The sequence below is a fragment of the Gemmatimonas sp. genome (assembly GCF_046594945.1).
In the GTDB taxonomy this organism is placed as follows: Bacteria; Gemmatimonadota; Gemmatimonadetes; order Gemmatimonadales; family Gemmatimonadaceae; genus Gemmatimonas.
In genome coordinates, this window is sequence record NZ_JBKJRB010000139.1 from 22,978 (window position 1) to 48,798 (window position 25,821).

19 protein-coding genes are annotated in these 25,821 nt (G+C 64.3%); 9 read left to right on the forward strand and 10 right to left on the reverse strand.

Annotated features, from left to right (window positions below):
• Window positions 1-7: 7 nt before the first annotated feature.
• From ACLL97_RS16490 to ACLL97_RS16515, 6 genes are all read right to left on the reverse strand, one after another.
• Window positions 8-730 carry a response regulator gene (locus ACLL97_RS16490; RefSeq protein WP_411281575.1) on the reverse strand — a complete coding sequence of 241 codons (723 nt, stop codon included), beginning with the start codon at window positions 728-730 and terminating at the stop codon, window positions 8-10.
• 127 nt (window positions 731-857) lie between these two features.
• Window positions 858-3,233, reverse strand: coding sequence for a response regulator (locus ACLL97_RS16495; protein WP_411281576.1), 2,376 nt, complete (start codon window positions 3,231-3,233; stop codon window positions 858-860).
• On the reverse strand, window positions 3,230-3,658 hold the full coding sequence (locus ACLL97_RS16500; protein ID WP_411281577.1) for a response regulator: 429 nt from the start codon (window positions 3,656-3,658) through the stop codon (window positions 3,230-3,232). The genes ACLL97_RS16495 and ACLL97_RS16500 overlap by 4 nt, the downstream gene beginning before the upstream one ends.
• A gap of 29 nt (window positions 3,659-3,687) precedes the next feature.
• Window positions 3,688-6,021: an ATP-binding protein gene (locus ACLL97_RS16505; protein ID WP_411281578.1), complete on the reverse strand. Its 2,334-nt coding sequence runs from the start codon at window positions 6,019-6,021 to the stop codon at window positions 3,688-3,690.
• Window positions 6,018-6,626 carry a biliverdin-producing heme oxygenase gene (locus ACLL97_RS16510; protein ID WP_411281579.1) on the reverse strand — a complete coding sequence of 203 codons (609 nt, stop codon included), beginning with the start codon at window positions 6,624-6,626 and terminating at the stop codon, window positions 6,018-6,020. The genes ACLL97_RS16505 and ACLL97_RS16510 overlap by 4 nt, the downstream gene beginning before the upstream one ends.
• A gap of 192 nt (window positions 6,627-6,818) precedes the next feature.
• Window positions 6,819-7,871: an NAD(P)-dependent alcohol dehydrogenase gene (locus ACLL97_RS16515; RefSeq protein ID WP_411281580.1), complete on the reverse strand. Its 1,053-nt coding sequence runs from the start codon at window positions 7,869-7,871 to the stop codon at window positions 6,819-6,821.
• Window positions 7,872-7,942: 71 nt separating this feature from the next.
• Here ACLL97_RS16515 and ACLL97_RS16520 point away from each other — a divergent pair, with 71 nt between their 5' ends.
• From ACLL97_RS16520 to ACLL97_RS16530, 3 genes are all read left to right on the forward strand, one after another.
• Entirely contained in the window at window positions 7,943-11,119 is a 3,177-nt protein-coding gene (locus tag ACLL97_RS16520) for a WD40/YVTN/BNR-like repeat-containing protein (RefSeq protein WP_411281581.1), read from the forward strand.
• Window positions 11,120-11,232: 113 nt separating this feature from the next.
• Window positions 11,233-11,823, forward strand: coding sequence for a hypothetical protein (locus ACLL97_RS16525; protein WP_411281582.1), 591 nt, complete (start codon window positions 11,233-11,235; stop codon window positions 11,821-11,823).
• 35 nt (window positions 11,824-11,858) lie between these two features.
• On the forward strand, window positions 11,859-12,392 hold the full coding sequence (locus ACLL97_RS16530) for a hypothetical protein (RefSeq protein WP_411281583.1): 534 nt from the start codon (window positions 11,859-11,861) through the stop codon (window positions 12,390-12,392).
• An 8-nt stretch (window positions 12,393-12,400) separates the two neighbouring features.
• Here ACLL97_RS16530 and ACLL97_RS16535 read toward each other — a convergent pair whose 3' ends face one another.
• Window positions 12,401-13,351, reverse strand: coding sequence for a ChaN family lipoprotein (locus ACLL97_RS16535; RefSeq protein WP_411281584.1), 951 nt, complete (start codon window positions 13,349-13,351; stop codon window positions 12,401-12,403).
• A 48-nt stretch (window positions 13,352-13,399) separates the two neighbouring features.
• Here ACLL97_RS16535 and ACLL97_RS16540 point away from each other — a divergent pair, with 48 nt between their 5' ends.
• A complete protein-coding gene (locus ACLL97_RS16540; protein WP_411281585.1) occupies window positions 13,400-15,193 on the forward strand; it encodes a cation:proton antiporter in 1,794 nt (597 codons plus the stop codon).
• Window positions 15,194-15,252: 59 nt separating this feature from the next.
• On the opposite strand, the gene ACLL97_RS16545 is transcribed toward ACLL97_RS16540, so the two are convergent.
• The gene (locus ACLL97_RS16545; RefSeq protein WP_411281586.1) at window positions 15,253-16,794 is read right to left on the reverse strand and encodes an alkaline phosphatase D family protein; all 1,542 of its coding nucleotides are present in this window, start codon (window positions 16,792-16,794) and stop codon (window positions 15,253-15,255) included.
• 118 nt (window positions 16,795-16,912) lie between these two features.
• On the opposite strand from ACLL97_RS16545, the gene ACLL97_RS16550 reads away from it, so the two are divergent.
• The 3 genes from ACLL97_RS16550 (at window position 16,913) to ACLL97_RS16560 (ending at window position 20,957) form a co-directional block, all read left to right on the forward strand.
• Window positions 16,913-18,082, forward strand: a complete 1,170-nt coding sequence (locus ACLL97_RS16550) for a hypothetical protein (protein ID WP_411281587.1) — start codon at window positions 16,913-16,915, stop codon at window positions 18,080-18,082.
• Window positions 18,083-18,276: 194 nt separating this feature from the next.
• Window positions 18,277-18,762, forward strand: coding sequence for a methyltransferase family protein (locus ACLL97_RS16555; protein ID WP_411281588.1), 486 nt, complete (start codon window positions 18,277-18,279; stop codon window positions 18,760-18,762).
• Window positions 18,762-20,957, forward strand: coding sequence for a NosD domain-containing protein (locus ACLL97_RS16560; RefSeq protein WP_411281589.1), 2,196 nt, complete (start codon window positions 18,762-18,764; stop codon window positions 20,955-20,957). Before ACLL97_RS16555 ends, ACLL97_RS16560 begins: the two co-directional genes overlap by 1 nt.
• Here the strand turns inward: ACLL97_RS16560 and ACLL97_RS16565 are convergent.
• Together ACLL97_RS16565 and ACLL97_RS16570 are read right to left on the reverse strand one after the other, a co-directional pair.
• Window positions 20,940-21,989, reverse strand: a complete 1,050-nt coding sequence (locus ACLL97_RS16565; protein WP_411281590.1) for an acetamidase/formamidase family protein — start codon at window positions 21,987-21,989, stop codon at window positions 20,940-20,942. The two genes, ACLL97_RS16560 and ACLL97_RS16565, sit on opposite strands and share 18 nt — an antisense overlap.
• Before the next feature lie 107 nt (window positions 21,990-22,096).
• Window positions 22,097-22,567, reverse strand: coding sequence for a hypothetical protein (locus tag ACLL97_RS16570; protein ID WP_411281591.1), 471 nt, complete (start codon window positions 22,565-22,567; stop codon window positions 22,097-22,099).
• Between the two features lie 192 nt (window positions 22,568-22,759).
• On the opposite strand from ACLL97_RS16570, the gene ACLL97_RS16575 reads away from it, so the two are divergent.
• Together ACLL97_RS16575 and ACLL97_RS16580 are read left to right on the forward strand one after the other, a co-directional pair.
• Entirely contained in the window at window positions 22,760-24,679 is a 1,920-nt protein-coding gene (locus ACLL97_RS16575; RefSeq protein WP_411281592.1) for a sodium:solute symporter family protein, read from the forward strand.
• A gap of 347 nt (window positions 24,680-25,026) precedes the next feature.
• Complete coding sequence (locus ACLL97_RS16580) at window positions 25,027-25,302, forward strand: Ada metal-binding domain-containing protein (protein WP_411281593.1); 276 nt, start codon at window positions 25,027-25,029, stop codon at window positions 25,300-25,302.
• Window positions 25,303-25,821 lie beyond the last annotated feature (519 nt).

Consider the following 25,821-nt stretch of genomic DNA (forward strand, 5'->3'; position numbering starts at 1 on the left):
GGCGAGCCTAGGTGGGTCCGACGAATCGATAGCCCACGCCCGGTTCGGTGATGATCAACCGGGGCACCGATGGGTCGGGTTCGATTTTCCGTCGCAAATGCGTCATGTGGACCCGCACGTGGGTGGCGAAGTCGCCGAACTCGCGATCCCACACGAGATCCCACAATTCGCGCGGTGAGAGCGCCCGGCCCGGGTGCAATACCAGGGCGCGTAGCAGCGCCCATTCGGTGGGCGTCAGTCGCTGCAACTCGCCGTGCCGAACCACCCGTTGGCCAATCAGATCGATCTCGACGCCGTCGGTTGCGATGCGCGCCCACGAACGCGCCGCCATCGAGGTGGCCGAGCGCCGGATCTGACCACGTACGCGGGCCAGCAACTCACCGGCGCCGCACGGCTTGATGATGAAGTCGTCGGCGCCGGCATCCAGCAAGGCGACCTTCTCCTCCTCTTCCGCGCGCCCGGACAAGACGATGATCGGCACGTCGGTCATCCCCCGCAGTCGACGCAGGAGGTCGGCCCCGTCCCCATCGGGGAGCCCCAGGTCAAGCAAGACCAGATCCGGTGCCTTCACGGTGCATTCGCGGATGGCGTCGGCGAGCGTGGACGCCGTGCGAATCGAGCGGCAGATCGTGCCGAGGGTGTGCATGAGCACGTCCCGGAGATCCGCATCATCTTCGACGATGAGGATCGAGTCCGGGTCAGGCCCTACCGGGAGCAGTGCGGGCGACATGCCCGAATGCTAATGGTCCGGTCCGTCCTCCGTCAGCATCGCGTCGTGCTTCTCGAGCTGCGCCTCGCGGACCCGGCGGCGTGCGTGCACACATCCTGCCGGATACGGTCGGTCTCACCGTTCGCACTCAGACCAGGTCGGCGCGATCGTCGCTTGGTGCGGACCGCGTCGGTTCCAGCAGCATTTCCAGTGCGGTCAGGTCGACCGGCTTGGTGCAGTGGAAATCGAAGCCCGCCTGCAACGCGAGGCCTTGATCGTGGGCGCTGCCCCAGCCGGTGAGTGCGATCAATCGCACATCGCGCAGGCTCGGATCGGCGCGCACGCGGCGTGCCACTTCATGGCCGTCAATGGTTGGTAAGCCAATATCTACCAACATGATATCGGGACGAATCGCCTTCGCGGTCGCCAACCCAGCGGCGCCGTCGTATTCCGTCCACACCTGATGGTCACGCAGGCGCAACATCGACGCCATCGTTTCGGTGCCGTCGACGTTGTCATCGATCAGCAGGATACGGCGCCCGACATGGCCCGGCAGGGGGCCATCGCCGGCCGGCGCACGCACTGCGAGAGTGCGGTTGGCTTGGTGGTTGACGTCGGCCTCGTGAGCCACCAACAGAGGCAGGCGAATCTCAAAGGTGGCGCCCAGGCCCAGTCCACGGCTGTGGCCGCGCACGGTCCCGCCATGGAGTTTCACCACGTTTTGCACCAACGACAGGCCGATGCCAAGGCCACCCCCGGCGCGATCCCGCGTACTTTCTACCTGCGTGAAGAGCTCGAACACGTCGGACAGCATGGCGGGCGGTATGCCAGCGCCGTTGTCGATGACGCGCAATACCGCCTGACCGTCTTCTATACACGCCCGCAGATCGATATGGCCGCCGTTCGGTGTGTACTTGACGGCGTTGTTCAGCACGTTCGTCAACATCTGCGTGAGGCGTACGTCGTCGCCCTTCACCGCGATCAACGGCGGCTCCACCACCACGGTGAGCGTATGCTGGGCGCGGTCGATCAGCGGTTGGCACGCTTCGACCGCCTGAAGCACCACGTCACCGAGCGACACGACCGTGACCTTGAGGGCGATCTTACCGTGGCGGATGCGGGCGACATCCAGCAGGTCATCAACCAAGCGCGTTAGATGCTTGACCTGACGCTCCATGATCGCCAAGGCGGATTCCGCTGCGGCGGCTCCCGGCGGTGCAATCTTGAGTAGTTCGATCGCGTTGGTCAGCGGCGCGAGCGGGTTGCGCAGTTCGTGGGAGAGTGTGGCCAGGAACTCGTCCTTGCTCCGGACCTCGTCGCGCAATGTCAGCTCTTCGCGCTTACGCTCATGGATGTCGAGGTTGATACCCACCATCCGCACGGCCGCGCCGGCGGGATTGAATTCCACCGTGCCGATGCCCAGGAACCAGCGGGGATCTTCGTGGCCCTGCAGCAGGCGAAATTCGGCGCGGAACTCCGCCACCTTGCCGCTCAATGAGTCGCGCACCGCGCTTTCGGCGCCGGCGCGATCGTCGGGATGTATCGTTGAGAGTCCGTCACCGTACACCGGCGGACTGAGAGCAGGTGAACCGTCGGATAGTCGATAGTGCTCCGCCGACGATTCGATCCCACCGCTTTGAATATCCCAGGACCACGCGCTGGCCTTCGCCGCCGTCAGTGCCATCTGCTGTCGCTGGGCACTCTCGCGCAGTTCCAGCTCGGCCTGGCGACGCTGGGTATCGTCGCGAGTAACGCCGAGTACCTGCTCGATCCGGCCGAGTTCGTCGTACTCCGGGACGAAGCGCGACGTGTAGTGGGCCAGTCCCCCGAGGCCATCAAATGAGAATTCGACCTCTTCCGTTGTACCGCCTTCAAACACGCGCGCCAGCGCCGCCTCCCATCGGTCGCACAACGCCTCGGGCATCCCCAACTCGCGATTGGTGCGACCGATTATTTCCTCGCCTGGCCGCCCGGTGGCCCGCGTGCCAGCGGCGTTGACGAACAGATGCCGGTAGGAACGGTCCGACCGTGTCAGGATGTCCGGTGTGTTGTTGGCCAGACTGCGCAACTGACGCTCACGCGCTTCCAGCTCGCGGCGGCCGGCGAGAAGGCTCCCGGCCATACTCCAGCGCTCCATCGCGTTCTCGACTGCCCGCGACAGCCCCGGGGCCGTCAGCCAATCCTTGCCAATGAAGTCCTGTGCGCCGAGACGCAACACTTGGCGCCCATGGCTCGAGTCGGCATTCCCGGTGAGCACCAACACTGCGCACGCGGTCAGGCCCTCGGCAGTATGCAGGGCTGACAGCAACTCCGGCGCGTCCATGTCGGGCAGGTAAAAGTCGAGCAACAAGCAGTCGGGCGGGTTCGTGGGCGATTCCATGACCAGTCGCAACGCCGCGGAAGCGGATTCGCATTCGACGAATTCATAGCGCGATTCGCTGCCGGTCAGCAGGAGACGCCGAATTTCACGTCGATCGTCGGGATTGTCATCGGCAATGACGACGCGCAAGGGCTTCCCCGTCATGGCGACCGTACGGGGTAAGCGGGCGGCACGACAGCGCCGAGCCAGTACTGCAGCAGCGTGGTCATCGCGTCGAGATGCTGCGGGTGGCTCACCGACTTGACGTGGTACGCATTGGCGCCGGCGCTATAGCAGAATGCGAGGTCGCGCGGATTCGCTGACGTGCTGGTGACGACGACCGGAATATTTTTGAGCTTGGCATCGGCCTTGATCTGGCGCAACGTCTCGCGACCGTCGGTACCGGGCATATTCAGATCCATCAGCACCAACGCTGGGGGCCGCGTTGCTCCTGCCACCCGAAGCAGCGTCAGGCATTCATCACCGTTGGACACGCGTTGCAGGTGACCCGGAATGCCGCTTCGGCGAAACGCTTCCGTGACGGTATCTGCATCGTCGTCCGAGTCTTCCACGAGTAGGCAAATTGGCATATTGATGCTGTGTTGTATCGACGCTGGCATCACGACGCGCCCACAGAAATGTAGAACGTGCTGCCGACGCCAGGCTCGGAGTCGAACCATACGGCGCCGCCGTGGCGCTCGATCAGCTTTTTGACAATGGTAAGGCCGGCACCCGTTCCGCCGCCGTACTCGTCGCGGCCGTGCAATCGTTTGAACATCTTGTACACCTGTTCGGTATGTCGCGCGTCGATGCCGATTCCGTTGTCTTTCACATACACGATCGGATCCTGAGTCACGTTCGCGGGCCAATGTGACTTCCGAGTGATCGCGTGCGGCGGATAGCAGCCGATCTCGATGTGTACGGTGGGCTTGTCGTTGTACTTGAACGCGTTCGAGAGCAAGTTGACGAATACTTCACGCAGTCGAACCGGATCCGCGCGCACGTGCAGCAGCCCCGGCGTGACCACCACCACGCTCGGCTTTTCGTCACGGCGCGCGACCACCATTTCCAGCGCCTCACCCACGAGTTCGTCGAGATCGACGTCCTCGACCTCCAACGCTATACGACCGACGCGCGAAAAGTGCAGGAGTGAGTCGAGCAGACTGTCCATGCGCAACGTAAGCCGAATCAACGCTTCGATGTGTTGCGAATCCTGCGGATCGGTACGCTTGGCGTTTTCAGACAGATGATAGGCGTACTTGTAAATGCCACGCAGTGGTTCTTTCAGATCGTGACTGGCAACATACGCGAAGGCGTCGAGGTCATCGTTGCTGCGCGCCAGATCCGCATTTAAAACGCTCAGCTGCTCGGCGCGGCTGATCACCATCTCCATGACCACCAGTCGGAAGCGCAACGCCAGATCGACTTCCCACTGCTGCCAAGGCAGCGATCGCCCGCGCACCGAATCGCTGAACATTTCAAAGCTGCGGCGCGGGGTCAATCGCGGGCCGTGCGGGCCGGGCATCATAGGCTTGTCATCCGGATTGCCGCTCCACTGGATCGTACGCAGTGTTTCCGGACGGAACCATAAGATCAGATTCTGGCCGCGAGGCGCCAAGGTCAGGGCGAGCATCCCGCTGGCCACGGCGCTCAGTTCGGGGCTACACGGCATATGCTTGCCCAACGCATCGGTCACGAACACCGGTTGGGTGGACGACGCGAATTCGGGTCGTTCGAGCAGCCAGTCGCTGATTTGCTGCAGTTCGTCGAGCGACGGCGTCAGCCCGGTGTGACACCAGCGCTGCTGATGATACAGCGCCGCCCCCTGCGCATCCATGGCATCGAGCAGGGTCAGTGCTCCATCAACCATCGCCGACAGTCCTCCCTCGTGCGCTGCCTGGGTGACCAGCAGCTGGCGCACTTCATCGAAGCGCAGTTGGCGAGACAGGTAATCGCGCTCCTCAGCCGCCTTGTGTTGCAACGAGACGATCTGCGCCATCAACTCGCAGGCCGCGCGCATATTGTATGGCAGATCGAAGGCGCCGCCGTAGTGATGGCAGGCAATCAGGCCCCATAACTGTTCGCCGCGCCGGATCGACAGCGTGAGACCGGCGGTTACACCCATGTTCTGCAGGTACTCGGTGTGCATGGCTGACGGGCCGCGCAGCGCGCAGTGGGTCATCGTGAGCGGCCGGCCGGTGTCGGGATGGGCCAGCGGCACAAGCTCCGACAGCGGCGAGCCGATCTCTCGCAGCGGCCGAATCCACGTGCGGCGAAGCATCTCGCGCGCGGGCTCGGGGATATCCTGAGCCGGATAGTGGAGTCCGAGCCACGACGACAGTTCCGGACGCCGGCTTTCCGCCACCACCTCGCCGTGGCCGTCGTCGTGAAACTTGTAGACCATCACTCGATCCAATCCCGTCAGCGCGCGGATCTCGGTGGCCGCGGCGTCGCCCAGTGCTTGGAGCGACGACGCGCTTTGCAGGCGCGCGACGCTCTGCTTGATCAGCGTGAAGTAGTCGCGGCCGTCGACGGCGGTGTGGGCGGTCGACTCGAACTCGACAATCACGGCGCCGTCGATCGTGTGCACTGTCACGTCCAACGCCGTGCCGCCGTGACCTGGGTGCGTCAACACATAAAGCGGATTGCGATCAACCGGCTCGCGTGCGATAAATGCGCGCAACTCCTCGGCACGAGCGTGCCCAAGCACCCGGCTGACCGGCTGCCCGAGCAAGGATTCAGGGGGGTGACCGAGCAGCACGTCGCTATTGTCGCTGACCTGCGCCACCGTCAAGTCGTCCGGACGCAGCACCAGTAGCGCGCCGTGGCCCTGAATACAGCCAGGGGTCTGCACGGGTTCGCTGTCGCAATTCGTGATGGTTGCGCCAAAGCGCTTGATACTGTAGGCCTGACCGTCCCACGGGAGCCGCGCTTCACTCATGTCGTTGGTCACGCCAATGCCCTCTGTTCGCACCACTGCCTGAACGTGACGAAGGTGGCGAGCGCGCCTGCGATCATCTGGTCATGGGGCCCGTGTTCGACGCCATACGCATCGACTGACCGGCGGAACGTCATCCACATTTCACCGGTTCGCGCGCCGTAACCGTTGAAAAACTTGGCCCCGTGCGTCGCCGTATAACCGAACTGCTTTTCGACATGGCGACTGATAATCTGGCCGCCGAGACTGGCGCCTTCGAGCACGTAGAGACTGCCGAACGCCGCCGCGAGATTGGGCAGCGGCGCCAGCGTCTGGCACATCGGCAACGCGTCCGGCGCCTCAACACCGAGGCTGATGAGATCGGCACGCAGAAGCGCTGCTTTGGCGCGTGCTGTCAGATCGATGTCATTTTCGAGCCAGCCGCCTATTGCCGCCAGCGCCGACTCCATCGGCGCATAAAAGCCGAAGAAAGCCTCCAGATGGTGCCGGTATGCCGCTGATCCAAGCGCCGGATGCAGAAGATCAAGGGCTGCATCGAGGGCATCGTGCTCGTGCTGCGTCGCCGACTTCAGTGCTGCAAGCGCCGAACGGGGTGACGATTGGAACTCGTCTTGAAGCATCGCATCCGTTACTGAGAGATATGCTGTCCGGGACACGCACCAATCCGCGGCGTCGTGACCGGGAGCGCACGATTCGTCAGACGAAGACTGCGTGTAGGATATATAGCAAAAAGTACTCCGGTAAACACTCGCGTAGCACAGGTAAAATGAGTCCGTGTCGGATTGCTCCGACACGGACCGGCGCAGCATTCATCAGCTTTCAAGCGTGCTCATATCGATCACGAACCGATACTTCACATCCGACTTGAGCATGCGCTCGTAGGCCTCGTTGATGGCCGATGCGGCCACGACCTCGATGTCGGCCACGATGTGGTGTGCGGCGCAGAAGTCGAGCATTTCCTGTGTTTCGGGAATGCCGCCGATGAGCGAACCCGCCAGCTTCTTCCGCTTCATGATGAACGCGAAGGCGCCCGGCACGTGGTGCGGCTCGGGGGAACCACCCAGCAGACAGAGGGCGCCATCGCGGCGAAGCAGGGCGAACTCGGGCTCGAGGTCGTGCGACGTGCCAACGGTATCGATGATGAGATCGAGCGAGTTGGTGAACGCCTTCATCGCCGCCGGATCCTTGGAAATCACGACTTCGTGGGCGCCCAGACGTTTGGCATCCTCGATCTTGGACGGCGACGTGGTAAGCACCACGACATGGGCGCCCATGGCGGCGGCCAGCTTCACGGCCATGTGGCCCAATCCGCCAATACCGACCACGCCCACGCGGCTGCCCGGACCGACCTTCCAGTGGCGCAGCGGCGAGAAGGTGGTGATGCCCGCGCACAGCAACGGGGCCGCGCCAGCCGGGTCCATACCCTCGGGGATACGCAGCACGTAGCGGTCGTCCACTACGATCGCGTTGGAGTAGCCACCCTGGGTGGGGCGGCCCGACTGTTTCTCGACCCCGCCGTAGGTGCCGGTCATGCCGCCCTCACAGTACTGCTCGAGCCCTTCTTCGCAGGACGGGCAGGTGCGACAGCTATCGACGATGCAGCCCACGCCAACCATGTCGCCCGTTTTCCAGCGCGTGATCTCGGCGCCGGTCGCAACGACCCGACCTACGATTTCGTGCCCCGGCACCTGCGGATAGGCGATTGGCCCCCATTCGCCGCGCACGGTGTGGAGATCCGAGTGGCAGATGCCGCAAAAAAGAATCTGGATCTGTACGTCGCGAGGGCCGGGCGTACGGCGCTCGAAGCTCCACGGACCGAGGGGAGCGACCGCGCTGAACGCGGCAAAACCGAGGGTAGGAATCATTCGCTAAACGTGTGAGGGGAGCCATACGTTTTGTAAGGTGAACTCGCCGGATTCCCTCCACCGTTCCCTTCATGTCCCGAATTCGTTCCCTTTTTGCGTTCGCTGGAAGCATGCTCATGGGTGCCCAGACGCTCGGTGCCCAGTCGCTCGACTCCGCCGCCGTGGCCGGTATGCGATGGCGTACCGTCGGCCCCGCCAACTTCATGGGCCGCATGTCCGACGTGGTCGGCATTCCAGGCCCCTCCAAGACCCTGTTCGCCGCCGCCGCCGGCGGTGGTATCTGGAAGACCACCAACAACGGCACCACGTGGCGCCCGCTGTTCGATGACAAGCGCGTGATTTCGATGGGGATGCTCGCCATCGCGCCAACGGATACGCAGCAGGTGTGGGCGGGCACTGGTGAGCCCAACTCGCGGAACTCGATCGAGCCCGGCGGCGGCATTTTCAAGTCTACTGATGGCGGCCTCACCTGGTCGGCCAAAGGGCTCGAGAAGACCGAGCACATCGGTCGCATCGCGGTACACCCGTCAAACCCGAACGTGGTGTACGTGGCGGCACTGGGCGCAGCGTGGCGCTCCAACCCGGAACGTGGCCTGTATAAGACCACCGACGGCGGCACCTCCTGGCAGCTGGTGAAGTTCGTGAGCGACAAAGCGGGCTTCGTGGACGTGGCGATTCACCCGAAGGATCCGAACGTGGTGTTCGCCACCAGCTGGGAGCGGCGTCGCTCGCCGTACTCGCTCTTCAGCGGTGGCCCCGGCTCGGCGCTCTGGAAGAGCACCGACGGTGGCACCACGTGGGCGGAGGTGAAGGGTGGCGGATTTCCGGCTGGTCAAAAAGGCCGCATGACCCTCGATATCAATGCCGCGAATCCGAGCGTCATGTACATGATGATCGAAGCAGCCGCGAATGCCACTGGCCCGATTGTCGGCGAGCGCAGCCCGAAGAACAACGGGCTTTGGAAGAGCACCGATGGCGGCGCCACGTGGGCGCAGATGAACAATTACAACGTGCGTCCGTTCTACTACTCGCAGGTGCGCAGCGATCCGAAGAACCCGGACCGCGTGTACTTCTCGAGCACCGACCTGCAACTGTCGGAAGATGGGGGCAAGACGAACCGTGCCGCGGCGAATGGTGTACACATCGATACGCACGGCATCTGGATCGACCCGAGCGACCCGGAGCGTTGGGTGATCGCGAACGATGGCGGCATCGCCATCACGTACGACAAGGGTGGCAATTTCGTACAGGGACAGAACATTCCCGTGGCGCAGTTCTACGAAGTCGCCTACGACATGGCCGTGCCGTACAACATTTGCGGCGGTGCGCAGGACAACGGCACCTGGTGTGGCCCGAGCAAGCGTCGCACGCCAACGACGAGCCTTGGCTACTGGTTCACGATCGCCGGCGGTGACGGGTTCTACGCCGCCATGGATCCGACCGATCCGAACGTCGTATACGGCGAGTCGCAGGGCGGCAATGTGTCGCGCGTGAACCTGAAGAGTGGTGAGCGCATGGCGTTTTCCAAGCCCGGCTGGCAGGCGCGATACAAGCAGTGGGAGGATTCGATTGCCACCGTTCGTGGGAATCCGCTGCAGCCGGCCACCAAGCTGCAGCGCACGGCGATCGCGGCGCTCCGCGCGCTGCAGGTGAAGGACTCGAGCGAGCTCTCGATCCGCTACAACTGGAACGCGCCGTTCTTCATTTCGCCGCACAATCCGTCGGTGATCTACTTTGCCGGCAACAAGGTGCTGAAGTCAGCGAATCGTGGCGAGGATCTGCGCCTTATTTCGCCGGATCTCTCGAAGAACCTCACGGCCAAGCTCGACACCGCACTGCGTCTCACCGGTGGCATTACGCTCGACGCGACCGGCGCCGAAACGTACGGCACCATCGTGGCGCTCGACGAGAGCCCGGCCAAGCCTGGCCTGCTGTACGCCGGCACCGACGATGGCAACGTGTGGAAGTCCTCGAACGACGGCGCCACGTGGGAGAATCTGTCGTCGCGCATTCAGGGATTGCCCAACGGCGGCGAAGTGTACGTGACGCGTATCGAAGCGTCGAAGTTCGACACCAACGTCGTCTATGTGGCGTTCGACAATCACCGGTGGGGGGATTTCCGACCACACCTGTTCGTGTCAAAAGACGGCGGCAAGTCGTTCTCCTCGCTCGTGAACAACCTGCCCACCGGCGGTCCGGGTGACTTCCTGCACGTCGTGCGTGAAGATCCCATCAACCGCGATCTGTTGTACGTCGGCTCGTCGATCGGCGTGTACGCGTCGATCGATCGCGGCGCCACCTGGTCGCGCTTCATGGCGAATTTGCCGAGCGTGCCCGTGTACGACCTGCAGATCCATCCGCGTGATGGTGAACTGATCGCGGCTACGCATGGTCGCGGTTTCTGGATTGTGGACGTGGCACCCTTGCAGCAGATGACGGCGGCCGTGGCGGCCAAGCCGGTGCATTTGTTCGAGCCGAAGACCGGCTTCCAGTGGGGCGAAGAACCGTTGCGCGGCGCGAGTGGCAACGGCAATGCGCAGAACTTCTTCGCGACGCAGAATCCGGCGTATGGGGCATCGATATCGTATCGTATCACGACGCCCGGTTCGACCTCGGCGCGCCTCAGCATCGTCGACGCCGCCGGTGATACGCTGACCACGCTTACCGGCCCGGGCGCGCCCGGCCTGCACACGGTCACGTGGGCGTATGCGATCACGCCGCGCGCGACCGGTCGGGCCGCGCTCTCGCCCAGCGAGAAGCGTGACAGCATCCTCCGCGCCGTGCGTGCGCCGCAGGTATTCGATTCGCTCACGAAGGCGAAGTACGACAGCGCCGCCATCGCACAGGCTCGTGCCCTGATCAATCCACCGGGACTCGGCACGGTGCCGTTCGGCGGCCGTGGTGGTGGTGGTGGTGGCGGCGGTGGACGAGGCGGCGCCAGCAGCTGTGAGCGTCCGCTCACGCAGTGGGAAGCGTTCTGTGCGCGTCCCGCCGAGGCGACGCCGCCGCGGGCCGGCGCTGTGGCGCCGCCGGCGTTCGTGCAGCCGGCGGTACTGAGCGCTGCCGTGCTCAAGATCTACGCGCTGATCGGTCTCCCGGCTCCAGCTCAGGGCGGTCGCGGCGGTGGCGGTTTTGGCGGCTTTGGTGGTGGCGGCACCGCTGACACTGGCGACTACGGCATCGTGCTCCAGGTTGGCACGACGGTGGTGAAGGGCAAGCTGCGCGTGGAGAACACGGGCGCAAAATAAGTAGGGAGTTGGTAGTAGGGAGTACGGGGTGGGGCGGTCTTTCGGGACGGATCCCACCCCGCTTGCGCGGGGGTGGAACCCTCTGGCGTGTTCATGGTGTCAGAGTATTGACCATGCCCCTTCGCCTGCTGACGTCCATGCTGCCCAGCCTTCGCACACTCTGCGCGGTCACGATCACCGTGGTCGCGGTCTCCGTTGCGCAGGCGTGTGTGCGACCGACGCCGACGTCGAATGCGCCGGCGCGCGATCAGTTGTACGTCAACCTCGTGGGCACGTGGAAGGGGACCCTCGAGGTGGCCGACGGCGACGGTACGGACGCGCGCATCACGCGACCGGCCGCGCTCAAAGTATTGCCGGCGCCAGATCAGGATGGTCTCGAGCTCCGCTACAGCGCCGACGCCGATGGTGTGTCGCAACGCCATGTCGACCACCTGCACTTCGACCGCGCCATGACGGACGCGATCTGGGGCGATGCCAGCGCCACCGCGCCGCAGGCGTTTGCCGTGCGCAGTCGCGAAGGCGGCCGGAACGGCGCAGCGCTTCGGCTTGTGCTTGAAGGTGAGGATCACAACGGCGATGAACCCACGATGATTCGCGAGACACTCGAGCTCTCGCAGGCCGAGATCCGGCTCGTGCAGGAAGCCCGGCCCGTCGGTGGCGAGTTCGCCTTCCGTCGGGCCTATGTGCTGCGACGCGCGCAATAGCGAGATTGCAGGGTCGACTTCACCCTGAGGATCCAGTGCGCGAATATCGTTTCCAGGCCACACCCGAAACCGTCGAGGCGCTCCGCCAGCTCCGTGGTGCGTGGCGCGGCATGATGGTAGCCGAGCATTCCATCACGGTCGTGCTGCAGGATCAGCGCGCGGTCCGTATTCAGAGCGATACGGTCGACGTCGAGTCGCTCTTTGACGCGCACCGATTGCAGGCAGAGGTCGAAGACGCCGAGGGCATGTACGGTGTGCCCGTCGACGCGTTCGCGAACGGGAACAACGACATCGTGCTCTTTACTGGCGTCACGTGGAGCGAACCGCAAGGCGCGGTGCGGGCCGAGGGCTTCTCGGCGCAGTCCGTGATGCACTTTTCGGGGCACCCGGGGCAGCTGTCCGACACCGCCGAAGTGGTATGCATCACCACCGATGCCTTCGTGATCGCGGCCAGCGACGGCAGCGGAGTGCTCATCCGCACCGGACTGCGTCCGGGCTCCGTGGACGTGGAACGGAACCCGGACAAGGTGCGCGCCTTTCTCGTGGACCGCGGCTACAGCGCCGCGTAAACGCGTATTTACTTCGGCGCGCGAGTGAACAGGATGTAGTCGCCCTTGTCGGCGTGCTCCCGACCGTTCGCCTTCGACACGTCGGCGATCGGGACGGCGCTGAGCACCACGGTCTTGGCTTCAGGAGCGCGACGACGGGCCCGTTCGGCGGTGCCGAGTCCGGCGTCACTGTGAAACGCGCCGTTTACATGGAACACGATCGCGCCCTTCGGGGCCCCGCGCCACGCCTGCACGATGGCTTCACCCATCGCTTCGTCCTTCACGCACTGCGCCTCGTAGAACGTGTCGGTCATCTTCGCCATCGCGGCCACATCGGGAGCGGTCGGGGGGCCGCCGCCGGCGCTGTGCCCCGTCATGGTCTGTGCGAACTTCGTGTAGTAGGCGTCCTTCGGGCAGATGTGTTCGCGTGCGATGAAGCGCCGATCGGCCGCGTTCAGCGTGTCGAGTAGCGCGAGACCGCGGCGGCCCACGGCACTCGCCAGTCGACGCGGGACGTTCGCCGCGACGACCCGCCAGCCACGCACTCGCGCCAGCTCGACCAGCGGGCGGTAGTCGGTGGTGTAACGATCCCACGGGCGCGAACCGGCCAGAAAGTTTGCTTCAGAGATCGTGCCCGCGAGGTACTGATCGACTAGTGGCTGCACATCGCGTTCGAACATTTCCAGGGTGACCACCACGCTCGGCCGGCGTTCGCCGAGCGCGGCCAACACCGCGAGTTGGCTGGAGTGCGTGGCCGGATCGTCGTGCTGTTCGCCGAAGAACACGAAGTCGGCCTTGGCGGCGGCGGCGGCCAGCTGCGAGAACGGAACGAAGCGCTTGGCCTTGCTGTCGTACACGCGCAGCGCCGCCGCTGCCGCCCCCATCGGTACGGAGGTGCCGGCGCCACCGGACGCGCAGGCCGAGGAGAGCAGCGAGGCGCTGCCCAGCAGCGCTAGAAGGAATCGGCGGGAAGGGGTCATGGTGTGGAATCTCGCACCGGTCATTCATGGCGCTAGCTTTCCCGCGTCATGCATCCTGAAACTGCCCTCCTCTTCACGATTGCCGGTGCTTTCGGCGCGGCGTTCCTGTTCGGCTTCATCGCCTCGAAGCTGAAGATGCCGCCGCTGGTCGGCTATCTGCTGGCGGGTATCGCGCTCGGGCCGCACTCGCCCGGGTTCGTGGGCGACGTCGGTCTGGCCGGTCAGCTGGCCGAGATCGGCGTGGTGCTGCTGATGTTCGGCGTGGGATTGCACTTTTCGCCTGGCGACTTGCTCAAGGTGCGCCGCATCGCCGTGCCGGGGGCGACGCTGCAGATGGTCAGCGCGATCGGTCTCGGATTCTGGCTGGCCAGCTCGTGGGGATGGACGCCGGCCGCCTCGCTGGTGTTCGGCCTGTCGTTGTCGGTGGCCAGTACCGTGGTGGTGCTGCGCGTGCTCGAAGATCGTGGACTCATGGACTCGATCGACGGGCGGGTGGCTGTTGGTTGGCTGGTCGTTGAAGATCTGCTGGTGGTGCTGGCGCTGGTGCTGTTGCCGGCGATTCTCAATGCGCTCGGCGCTGGTGCCGAAGGCCTGGTACCGATGGGCCGGACCGCACTGATCACCACGGTGGCGCTTACGCTGGTGAAGATGGTGGCGTTCATCGTGCTCATGGGCGTGGTGGGTCGCCGCGCCGTGCCGTGGCTGCTGACCCACGTGGCGCGCAGTGGCTCACGCGAACTGTTCACCTTGGCCGTGCTGGCGGTGTCGCTGGGCGTCGCGGTAGGCGCCGCTACGCTGTTCGGCGTGTCGTTTGCGCTCGGTGCATTCGTCGCCGGTGTGGTGATCAGTGAGTCGGAGTTGAGTCATCGCGCCGGTGCCGACGCGCTTCCCATGCAGGACGCCTTCGCCGTGCTCTTTTTCGTGTCGATCGGCATGCTGCTCGATCCGGGCGTGATGCTGACGCAGCCGGCGAAAGTGCTGGCCACGGTGGCGATCGTGCTGCTAGGCAACACTGTAGTGGCCACGGTGCTCATGGTGCTGTTGCGTCATCCATTCGGCGCCTCGCTGCGCATCGGCGCCAGCTTTGGACAGATCGGCGAGTTCTCGTTCATCCTGGCGGGACTCGGCGTATCGCTGGGCGTGCTCTCCGAAGAAGGACGCAGTCTCATCCTGGCGGCGGCACTTTGCACGATCGTGCTCAATCCCCTGCTGTTCGCGTCGCTCGACCGGTTATCCACGTATATCGCGCGACATCCGAAGCTGTTAGACAAGCTCGAACGACAGAAAGCGCCGCGCCTGGCGCACACCGAGCTGTTCGAAACGGTGAAGCAAGGGCACGCCATTCTCATCGGCTACGGGCGAGTGGGCCGAACGATCGGCGACGCGCTCCAACGACTCGGCGTGCCCTTCGTCGCCATCGAACAGGATCGCCGCGTAGTGGACGCGATGCGCACGATTGGGGTGCCGTCGATCTACGGCGACGCCACGCGTCCCGGAATTCTCGAGCATGCGCACCCCGCCGGTGCCCGACTGCTGGTGGTCGCGTCCCCGGATCCGTACCACGCGCGACACATTATCGAGATGGTGCGCGCGAAGAATCCGACCATCGATATCGTGGTGCGCACCCACAGCGATCAGGAGCAAACAATGTTCGAGCAGCTCGGCGTCAGCAAGGCGCTCATGGGCGAACGCGAATTGGCATTCGGGATGGCGTACCACAGCCTCCGCTCGCTTGGCGTGGACGATGATCGAGCCGATGATATCGTCGAGGGACTGCGGGGCGGGGGGCGAATGCAGACGCGAGAATTCAGCGCGTTGATGCCGACATCTCCCCAGATGTAGAGATCAGAGGTCAGATGTCAGTCAGTCAGACGCCAGACTTCTGACCTTCTGAGGTCTGACTACTGGGTTCTCATGATTCCCGGGCGTCCGTGCTCCACTCTCCACGCGCTCGCCGTGTTCACCGGCGCTCCCGGCTTTGTCACAAATGGAACGCTGCGGTACTCGGCGGTCCAGTCCTGTTCCGTGACTTTGCAGCGCACGTAACCGCGACGGTTTTCGAACCACTTGAGATGCGGGTTGTCGCTCCGCATCGCGGCCATCCGCTGCGCGGGGACATCGCTCCCGTCGCCACCGCTGGAGATACTCGTGCACACGAACTCGGCGCCGATCGTCGGCCGGTCGGGACGAGCGAAGTCGCTGTGTAGCTCGTTTACCCAGTTGGTGTGAATGTCGCCCGTAATGGTGACCGTGCGATTCGGTGCGCGTTGGGCTACTTCGGTCAGTAGGCGATCGCGTGCCACAGGATAGCCGCTCCACTGATCCATCGACGTGCGCACGTCGTCGCCGGGTGCAGAATCATACGGCGCCATCATCACCTGGTTGGCGAGGACCTGCCAATGCGACGTAGAGGCGCCGAGTCCGTCCACCAGCCACTTTTCCTGCGGGGCGCCCAACATTCCGCGCTTCGCGTCGCTCCACGGTGCACAACCCTTGAGCGGCACGTCGTCGCACACCTGATCATCGCGGTACTGTCGCGTGTCGAGCATCCAGAAACGGGCCATCGCGCCCCAGTGGATCGTGCGCGTGATCGTCAGATCGGCCCACGACTGCGCGCGCGGTACTCGCACCGGCTGGTGCTCCCACCAGGCCTGATAAGCGGCGGCGCGGCGGGTGCGCATCTGCTCCGCCGACTCCATCTCGTTCTCGCCGATGAGGCCAGTATAGTTGTTGTCGACTTCGTGATCGTCCCACGTGACCAGCCACGGGCACCGCTGGTGGGCGGCCTGCAAGTCGGCATCGGACTTGTACTGCGCATAGCGTCGGCGATAATCGTCCAACGTGCGGATCTCGAGCCCCTGATGCGAGCGCACGGCGGTGGCAGGGCTGGCATACTCGTAGATGTAGTCGCCGAGGTGCACGGCGAGGTCGATCTCTTCCTTCGCCAGATGTCCGAGGGCTGTGAAGTAGCCCTGATCCCAGCGCTGACACGAGGCGAAGGCGAACGCGAGGGGCGTTTTGGCGCCGTCGGCCGGCGCGGTGCGTAGGCGACCGACTTTGCTGAGCGCGTCGCCACTGGTGAAGCGATAGAAGTACCAACGATCGGGCTGCAGCCCATCCACGTTTACATGCACGCTGAACGACAGTTCGGGGGCGGCGGTCGCGCGACCGCGCTTTACGATCGTCTTGAACTGGTCGTCATCGGCGACCTCCCAGCTCACGACGGTGCGCGTACCGGTCATGCCGCCGTCGGGTTCGAAGGGCCGTGGTGCGAGTCTCGTCCAGAGTACGCCGCCGGTGGACGTTGGATCACCCGAGGCCACGCCGAGTTGGAACGGATCATCGGCGAACCGTGGGCGATTGGTCACGCGCCAGACGTTGGGAACCACGGCGGCGAGCGCGGCGTAGCGAGTGAGGTCGGTCAGGAAGAGTCGGCGGTCCATACGCATAGGTTAGGACTGAACGCATTCGTTGGCTACAGGCTCGTGTCACGAAGGGGCCACGGTCGAAAGTCGCTGCAACCCGAACGTGCCTCCCGTGCGTTATCTCAAAATGACGACCTTGACTTTACCTCTCGATACGCTGCCTCGTGGTGTGACGTACGCCCGCGCTCGATTGTATCTCGGGATCACGGGCGTGGGGAGCGCCGTGCTGCTCGCTACGGCTTTGCTCCATTTCCGTATCCCGTCGAGCGGACTGTCGATGACAGCCGAGCAGTCCGTGCCGGCGGCGCTGTTCCGTGTTGGCCTCATGTTCGCCTTCGCCCAAGTGGCGTTTCTGATGTTCGACCTGATCGGCGGCGCATGGCTGGTGCGGCGACGTGAATGGGCCTCCACCTGGCTCGCCCGTTGGATGCGCGGGGTGACGGTGCAGTGGGGGGTGTGGATGCTGTCGGCCACGCTGTTGATGCTGGCGGCACGGGCGGGTGGGAATCCGGCCGCCGTCGCCGTGTTCGTGCTGGTGCAAGTGCTGCTTGCCACGGTACGCGGACGGATGGCACTGGTGATCGCGCGCATGCCGGTCATACCTACACCGGAGCGCATCGCGCGCGCGGCGGCGCAGGCTGGGCTCGATGCATCGCGCGTGCAGGTGGTCGACAGCTCCGATGAGAGTTTTGTGGGTGGCTGGTCGGGGCTCACGGCCCGCACCCTCGTGGTGCCGGCGCGCTGGGTGCAACTGCCGGAGCCCGCGCTGGCGGCCATGCTGCTGCGTCGTCGCCTTGCCGCGACGACTGGCGCGCACCTGCGTGGCGTGGTCGGTGCGATGGTCTGGAATACCATAGGCTTCGTGGTGTCGCTGGCGCTCACCGGGGTCTCGCCCGCGTCGGCGGGCGGTGTGATCACTCTCGCGGCCGCCATGACATTGTGGGCGTTTCTCGGCGTGTTGTTGCTGCCCACGCCGTCGCGCGCGGCGGTGTTCGCGCTCGATGCCGCCGCTACCGCATCGGTTGGCGCGGAACCGATGCGTTCAGGGATCGAACTGCTCGACATCTGGCAAGACGACGAACCAGTACGCCGCGCCGGCGTGGAGACGGTGTTCCATCCCGTGCCCGGGCGCGTCCGCAGAATCGCGCGCCTCGTGGGCAACGCCAGCGCCGTGAAACCGTGGCACGCGCATCATCTGGCTCGTCACGCGCTCTGGCTCACTTGGGGCGCGTGCACGCCCCTGTCGCGGGCCGTGCACTGCAACGTGGGCCGGTCGGCGCTCTGGGCGATGCTGCCGGGGGATTGACCGAGCAGTTCGGCTTGCATGATGTAGTTCGCGGAACAGATCACACAGAGACAAGGAGAACAGGAGCAAAGGAGGGGGCGGATTGGACTTCGCTTTTTCTCTTTAGCTCTTTTCCTCTGTGTGATCAGTTCAGCTCACTGTCCGTACCACACGTCCGGTAGCCACGCGCCCGCCGTCGATGCATGCTTGTCCGCATGTCCACCGACAACAGTCTCATCGACCTCGGTCCCGCCGTTCCGTTCCCGCCGCCGCTCCTGTTTGTAGGCGGTATCGCGATCGGCGTGCTGCTCGATCTTGTCCTGCCACTGCCAGCCGTCATTCCCGATGCGCGCTGGGTGGTAAGTGCGGGTCTCACGTTGGTTCTGATCGGACTCGGATGCATGTTCGCCGGGATCCTGACGTTCAGAAAATTCCGTACGGCCGTGTATCCCAATCGCCCCGCGTCGACGATGGTCGATTCGGGCCTCTATGCGTACACGCGGAATCCTATGTACACCGGACTCACCACGGCCTACCTCGGCGGCGTGTTGTTGACCGGTGTGCTCTGGGTGCTCCTCCTGTTGCCCGTCGTGCTCACGCTGCTCGTCACGCAGGTAATCCGCCGTGAAGAACGTCATCTTCGCGAGCGATTCCCCGAGGCCTACGCCGACTACTGCGCGCGGGTGGGTCGATGGTTCTGATGCGCGCAGGTCTCCTGTTCGCGACCGTACTGGCGGCGTTCGCGGTCGTACCCTCGGCAAGCAGGGCACAGTCTGTGCCCGTGATCGTGCCGCGAGCCGGGCTCGTGATCACGCAGTCGGTGAAGGTGCGCCCCGGGGTGTACCGACTGCGGGCGCCGCTGTCGCTCGACTCGGCCCTGCTCACGATTCGCGGCCGAAACATTACCGTCGACCTACGCGGCGTCACGTTGATCGGATCGCCGGCAGGCAGCGCTCCCGATGCGGGACAGGGCGCCGCTGTGCGCGTGGACGGCGGTGACAGGATTCGCGTGCGTGGCCTGACCGCCCGTGGCTATCGCGTGGGCATTCTCGCGCGCGGCACGCGTGGCCTGACGCTCGACAGCAACGACCTCAGTCACAGCTGGAAGCCCCGGCTGTTCAGCGTCGTGGAGCACGAAAGCCTCAATGACTGGCTGTCGTATCACAAGAACGAGCAGGATGAATGGCTGCGCTTCGGTGCCGGCATCTATCTTGCGCGCGTCACCGGTGGCACGCTGCGCGGCAACACCGTGCGCCAGAGCATGAACGGCCTACTCCTCACACGCGCCGATTCGCTCGATATTCGCGACAACGACCTGTCGTACAACAGCGGGCTCGGTATCGGCATGTACCGTTCGAGCTGGAACACCATCGTGAACAATCGCGCCGATTACAATGTGCGCGGCTACTCACACGGATTCTTTGCGCGCGGGCAGGACTCGGCCGCACTCCTCATGTTCGAGCAGTGCCAACACAATGTCGTCGCCTACAACTCGATGACGCACAGCGGCGATGGTCTGTTTCTGTGGGCTGGACAGGAAACGATGGATACGGGCAAGGGCGGCTCGAACGACAACGTGTTTCTCGTGAACGACTTCAGCTTCGCGCCCACGAATGGCATGGAAGCCACGTTCAGTCGCAACCAGTTCGTGGGCAATCGTGTGGAAGGGAACACGCACGGGCTCTGGGGCGGCTACAGCTACGAGTCGACGGTGATCGGCAACTGCTTCGTCAACAATCGGATCGGCATCGCGATCGAACACGGGCAACAGAATACCGTCGGGGCCAATCGGTTCATCGGCGACACGCTGGCCATTCGGTTGTGGGCCGACTCCATCGAGCCAAGCGATTGGGGGTATCCCAAGCATCGCGATACGCGCAGCCGTACCTGGCGCTTCGTGGACAACCGCTTCACGCGAGTGAAGGAACCGTGGCGTATCGCGAACACCATTGACGTGGATAGCGTTCGCAGCGTGGTGGACGACACGGCGTCGACGTCGTGCGATCCCACGCGGCTCGTGCCCACGACCACCTGGTGGCGTATGCCAAAAATTGAGAACGCGCCTCTGCGCTGGCCGACGGCGTCCAACGCGCTACGCGACCGCGGCGCCATCGTGGTGGATGAATGGGGGCCGTACGATTGGCAGTCGCCCAAGCTGTGGCCTCTCGACAGTATACATACCACGTCACGCGCTCCGACGTTGCGGTTGCGCGTGCTTGGGCCGTCCGGTCGCTGGCGCGTGCTGTCACGTCGCGGCGTGGCAAGCGTCTCGGCCGAGCGGGGGAACGTTGGCGACACGATCGTGATCACACCGCGGGCTGATCAGCGGGACGATTCCACGAGCGATTGGGAGGTCACGCTCGAGTATCGCGGCGCGGCCACCGTGTCGCCGCGCGGCGCGCGCGCCGCGGCCGGCGTGCCGCAACGTTTTCGCTACGAACAGTTCGAGCCGCGCACCACGTGGACGCAACGCGTGTTCGCGTGGAGTGACAGTACCGATCCCGTGAAGCAGCCGGCGGCCTTCGCGGCGCTGCTGGCGGGTACGCCTCTCAGCACACGCACCGCGCCGCGCATGGACTGGTTCTGGTCGCGCTCACGCGATGGGCAGATCCCTACGCGACGTATGGCCATGGAGGCCACGGCCATGATCTCGCTGCCGCCCGGTGCGTACACACTGCGCACGCTCAGCGACGACGCCGTGCGGGTGTGGGTGGACGACCAACTCGTGATCGACGAGTGGACGCCGCACGAGACGAGGCCCAGTTACGCCCCGCTCGGCGGTGGTGTGCATCGGGTACGCGCGCAGTACGTGCAGGGCGACGGCTGGACTGAGTTCCGTCTCGACGTGCTCAAGGGACGTGCACGTCGATCGACCGGATCAGCGGGACCGCACTGACTTCGCGGTGAAGATGTTCTTCGGGATCATCACGTGGGCCCCCACGTTGCCGTCCACCAGCTGCGTGATGCGCACGTCGCAGGCCACACTGGTCAACATGTAGGCGTCGTCCTTCGAGAGTCCCTTCGTTTGCAGGAACTCGATCGCCTGACGCAGCGCGGTTTTGGTGGCGATCACGAGATCTTTGTCGGCGCCCATCGTGATCCAGTGCGTGGGCGTCTCGCCGCGCGGCCAGGTGAGCTTCATATCCTTGCGCACGATCACTTCGAGCACGCCGGTCAGCGACGTCTCGAGGGCGGTGATATCCACTTCGCCGTCGCCCTGGCCGGCGTGTCCGTCGCCCACTTCCAGCAGCGCCCCGGGCACATGCACGGGAATGAACAGCGTGGTGCCGGCCACCAGCTCCTTGTTGTCCAGATTACCGGCGTGAATGTCGGGCGGTGCACTGCTCACACGTCCACGAGACGGTGGCGGCGCGACGCCTATGCTGCCAAAAAACGGACGCAACGGGATGTCGATGCCCGGCGCAAAACGCGCCATCATCTTCTTCGCGTCGAGCGGGATGATGCGCATCTTGGCGTACGGAAAGTCTTCCGGAATGAATCCGCTGGTGCGACCGAAGGCGTTGTACGCATATGGAATGGCCAGATCGACCTTCTTGATGCGCACCTCGAGCACGTCACCAGGCTCGGCCCCTTCCACGAAAATCGGTCCCGTCAGAATGTGTCCGCCCGGGCCGCGATCTTTCACTTGGTCGGTGATCGCGCGCAGCGCCGGCTCCACGTCTTCCGGCTTGACCCCCGCGCCTTCCAGCCGTGTGGGATTCGACGTGATCAGCGTGCCGATGGTGACCTCGTCGCCCGACTTGATCCGTAAAACCGGCTTGGTCTCCGACCAATAGTGCCCCACGGCCACCGTTTCCGGTGTGGGCATGAGACGATGTTTCGTCTGCGCGCCAAGTGAGGTCGCCAGCACGGCGCTGGAGAACACGGCGCTGGCGAGGAGGAGCAGACGGACGGGGCGATGGGTCATGCGGGGGCTCCGAGAGGAGGCTCAGACGAGAGAGGCACGGGCACTACGCAATGTGGTCACTCCGTGCCTGTTTCGTGAACTCTTCGCGCGCGACGGATGGGTCCGTGTCAGGCGACTCGGGAGGCGACCTGCTCAACGCCATACGCCGGTGTCTCGCGGACCGCCGACAGGCCGTGCGACGCCGTGTGCCGGGTGAATGCGGAGCCGTCGGGCTGGCCCACAAACAGCCACACGGAGCCCGTGCGCATCGAGTAGTACTGGCGCACCATCACGCGACGCGGCATCAGGGCACACGAAAAGGTGAAGTTGAACGTGTCGTCGAGACGCTGGGCGGCGACACCCTCGAGAAAACGCCCGTAGAACTCCGGGACATTGGCGCTGGGGGCGACTTCGAAAAAGAAGTGCCGGCCAAGCGGGCGCGGCATCGCCCCGACATTCTCGGCTTCGGCCGTATTGTACGACAGGACGCGTCCGTCGAGATCCAGTTGGACCACGCCGTACGGGACAGCATCCAGCTCCTCGACCGTGAGGTGATCGAGGAAAGGCGCGAGCAATCGGGATGTCGTGTCCAGCGGCATACAGTGATCCAGACGAGTCGGTGTGTCCAAGGCCATCGTCGACCGCGCAACACCCGCTACCCTCTGGAGATTCGGGACGGCGGGTCGCAGACTTGAGGCTCCGAGACCCTGATTCCGATATTCCATGGTTTCAGCACGGGCCAGCGCTATCACGCGTTGCCGACCCGCTCTCCCAACGCGAGATTCCCGCGCATGAACATCTCCTGGATCGATTGGGTCATCGCCGCCGCGACCATTCTGGTGTGTTTCGTCCCTGCGCTCTTCCTCGCCAAGCGATCGGGGGCCAGCACCTCGGAATTCTTTGCGTCAGGACGCTCGGTGCCGTGGTGGCTCGCCGGCCTGTCGATGGTGGCCACGACGTTCTCGTCGGATACCCCCAACTGGGTGACCGAGCAGGTGCGGCGCTACGGCGTGGCCGGCAACTGGCAATGGTGGGCCTTCGTGCTCACTGGCGTGTCCACGGTGTTCTTCTTCGCGCGCCTCTGGCGACGCTCGGGCGTGATGACGGACCTCGAGTTCTACGAGCTCCGCTACTCCGGCCGGTCGGCCTCGATGGTGCGCGGCTTCCGCGCGGTCTACCTCGGCCTGTTTTTCAATTGCTTCATCATGGGCATGGTGACGTTGGCGGCGTGCAAGATCGCTAACATCCTGTTCGGCCTTGCGCCTTGGCAGACGATCGTGATCACCGGCGTACTGAATGTGGCGTTCGCGGCGCACTCCGGTCTGTGGGGCGTGCTCGTCATCGACATGATTCAGTTCTTCATCAAGATGACGGCCGTATTCGCCGCGGCGTGGTTCTCACTGGTGGAAGTGGGACGTCGACTGGCTGGTCAGGCCGACGGGTGGCTTGGTCTCAAGCTGCTCACGGAACGGTTGTCCACGCTGCAGGTGGTGCAGAGCACGGCCGCCAATGCGCAGCCGGTGATGTCGATGAAAGACGGCACCGGCCAGCCCATTCTCGACCTGATGCCCAACTTCGGGATGTCCGAGTTGGCGCTCATGATTTTCATTCTACCGATCGCCGTGAGCTGGTGGGCCAACTGGTATCCCGGCGCCGAGCCGGGCGGTGGCTCGTATATCGCCCAGCGCATGCTGGCGTCCAAATCGGAAAAGGATTCGTTGGGCGGCACGCTGTTCTTCAACATTGCGCACTACGTTCTGCGTCCGTGGCCGTGGATCATCACGGCGCTCTGCTCGATCATTGTCTATCCCGATCTGGCCTCGATTCAAGCTGCGTTCCCGAACGCTGACGCGAGTCTCATCGGACACGACTCGGCGTTCCCGGCCATGCTCAAGTTCCTGCCGATCGGCTTCGTGGGACTCATGATCGGCGGGTTGCTGGCCGCGAACTCGTCGACGATTCTCACGCACCTCAACTGGGGCTCGTCGTATCTCGTGCACGATTTCTATCGTCGATTCATCAAGAAGGACGGTAGCGAATCGCACTATGTGAACGCCGGACGACTGTCCACCATCGGGCTGTACATATTCGCCGCGCTGCTCAGTCTCACCATGAGCTCTGCGCAGCAGGCGTTTCAGGTATTGCTCTCGATCGGCGCTGGCACGGGGTTGCTGTACATCGCGCGCTGGTTCTGGTGGCGCGTAACCGCCTGGTGCGAGATCGTGGCCATGGTGATGTCGCTGCTCACGTCGCTGGCGGTGCCGTACCTCATGCCAGGTGCAGGCTTCGCGATCACGACGATCGTGCAGGTCGGCATCACCACGGTGGCGTGGCTGATCACCGCGTATGTCGGCCCAACCACCGATCGCGCCACGCTGATCTCGTTCGTGCAGAAGGTGAAGCCAGCCGGCGCCGGGTGGCGCGAGCAGCGCGCCGCGGCCGGCATCTCCGACGCTGAGGTAGCGCAGGAGAATCGCGTCGGCGCGGCGTTTGCCGGCTGGATCTCCGGCTGCATCGTGATCTGGTCGTCGCTGTTCGCGATCGGCAACTTCCTCTACTCGTCGGGCGATCCGTCGCGGTTGCGGACCGCATGGATCCTCACGGCCGTGTTGGCGGTGAGCGGCTTCGTGCTGTTGCGCGTCACGCAGCAGCTATGGTCTGACAGCTCGGCGTCGCAGGCGCGTGAGGATGCGCGCGTGGCGCGGGGGTAGGGAGGGCGTCGGCCTCCTCACGGTTCGTTGCGTTGCTCCGTCACGAGTTAAACCGTGGCGGGCTCGGCGTGCGAAGTTGCCTGGACGTCGGGAGTTGAGAAGCGCGTGCGCGGCGGCTCCCTGTCAAAATTCCATTTAGGTCGCGTCGCTCGCAGCCTAAACAATCGCGAGACCGACGCCGGTAAGCGGCGGAAGTGGTTGTTTCGGAGGCGGTTGTGGCGGTGCGCGCGGCGCCGCACTGTATTGTTAGACAGCGAGCGGTTGCCTGTATAACGTCCGCCACGCAGGCATGCCTGGATGGACAATAGGCGTTGAACACCGACCGAGCACCGTCTCATCTTTGGGTCATGACCGGAAAACAATACAAGCTGATTGGCTCAGACGGACAGGAAGTACTTAGTGCGGTGCCGGGCACTCTTGGCGGGAACCGCCGGCGGAAAATCTATGGGCGCCTCGACTGCCGGAGCGCGGTCGGTTCGCTGCCCACGGGATATGCGAAGCATCGGGTCTTCTTCGAGGACGAGGCGACCGCCATCGCGGCCGGCTACCGACCGTGTGGCACATGCATGCAGGCGGAGTACGGCACCTGGGTTGAGGAAGCCATGCGCTCGGGGCGCCTATAGTGCGGCGCGTCCGGTGTCGAACGTGCGCTGAAGCTGACGAGCGAGCTGTGGAAGCTCGCTGCGCTCGCAATTTATTTCGTTCGCTCGCAGCTTAGCCAAAGCGTTAACTCGCGGACAAGCTGTTCGAACACCTGAAGGCGAACACGCGGCATCCTTCGCCGCATTTCAAGCACGTTGGGCGGTTTCACTCGGCCCGAGTTGGTGCACCCTATCGTGCCCTCGCGGTCAATGCTCCAGGCGGGCTCCTGTGGTTCTTGATGACAACGCACGCGGACTACGATCGCATCGTCGTCGAACCATGCTTGCTGCAGACTTTAGCGCTAGGCGACAGCAGCGTGAACAGATGCGCGCGGATGTGACGTTGGTGACGAACGCGAGGACGCGGCCCGCGGTTGAACTTCTATAGGCGTTGCCGGATGGGTGCCCGCGCAGGCCGCGGCTCATACTACGGCGGACGCACGCTGTGCCGGCCCCCATCTCCGTTACTGATGCTTCGTCCCGCGTTGCCCCCCGGATTCC

Excerpts from the sequence above, each read along its gene's own strand:
- ACLL97_RS16540 (WP_411281585.1), top strand. The coding sequence starts at position 13,400 with ATGCATCCTGAAACTGCCCTCCTCTTCACGATTGCCGGTGCTTTCGGC.
- ACLL97_RS16510 (WP_411281579.1), bottom strand. The coding sequence starts at position 6,626 with ATGCTTCAAGACGAGTTCCAATCGTCACCCCGTTCGGCGCTTGCAGCA.
- ACLL97_RS16495 (WP_411281576.1), bottom strand. The coding sequence starts at position 3,233 with ATGACGGGGAAGCCCTTGCGCGTCGTCATTGCCGATGACAATCCCGAC.
- ACLL97_RS16500 (WP_411281577.1), bottom strand. The coding sequence starts at position 3,658 with ATGCCAATTTGCCTACTCGTGGAAGACTCGGACGACGATGCAGATACC.
- ACLL97_RS16580 (WP_411281593.1), top strand. The coding sequence starts at position 25,027 with ATGACCGGAAAACAATACAAGCTGATTGGCTCAGACGGACAGGAAGTA.
- ACLL97_RS16545 (WP_411281586.1), bottom strand. The coding sequence starts at position 16,794 with ATGGACCGCCGACTCTTCCTGACCGACCTCACTCGCTACGCCGCGCTC.
- ACLL97_RS16555 (WP_411281588.1), top strand. The coding sequence starts at position 18,277 with ATGTCCACCGACAACAGTCTCATCGACCTCGGTCCCGCCGTTCCGTTC.
- ACLL97_RS16515 (WP_411281580.1), bottom strand. The coding sequence starts at position 7,871 with ATGATTCCTACCCTCGGTTTTGCCGCGTTCAGCGCGGTCGCTCCCCTC.
- ACLL97_RS16525 (WP_411281582.1), top strand. The coding sequence starts at position 11,233 with ATGCCCCTTCGCCTGCTGACGTCCATGCTGCCCAGCCTTCGCACACTC.
- ACLL97_RS16565 (WP_411281590.1), bottom strand. The coding sequence starts at position 21,989 with ATGACCCATCGCCCCGTCCGTCTGCTCCTCCTCGCCAGCGCCGTGTTC.
- ACLL97_RS16575 (WP_411281592.1), top strand. The coding sequence starts at position 22,760 with ATGAACATCTCCTGGATCGATTGGGTCATCGCCGCCGCGACCATTCTG.
- ACLL97_RS16520 (WP_411281581.1), top strand. The coding sequence starts at position 7,943 with ATGTCCCGAATTCGTTCCCTTTTTGCGTTCGCTGGAAGCATGCTCATG.
- ACLL97_RS16490 (WP_411281575.1), bottom strand. The coding sequence starts at position 730 with ATGTCGCCCGCACTGCTCCCGGTAGGGCCTGACCCGGACTCGATCCTC.
- ACLL97_RS16535 (WP_411281584.1), bottom strand. The coding sequence starts at position 13,351 with ATGACCCCTTCCCGCCGATTCCTTCTAGCGCTGCTGGGCAGCGCCTCG.
- ACLL97_RS16560 (WP_411281589.1), top strand. The coding sequence starts at position 18,762 with ATGCGCGCAGGTCTCCTGTTCGCGACCGTACTGGCGGCGTTCGCGGTC.
- ACLL97_RS16570 (WP_411281591.1), bottom strand. The coding sequence starts at position 22,567 with ATGCCGCTGGACACGACATCCCGATTGCTCGCGCCTTTCCTCGATCAC.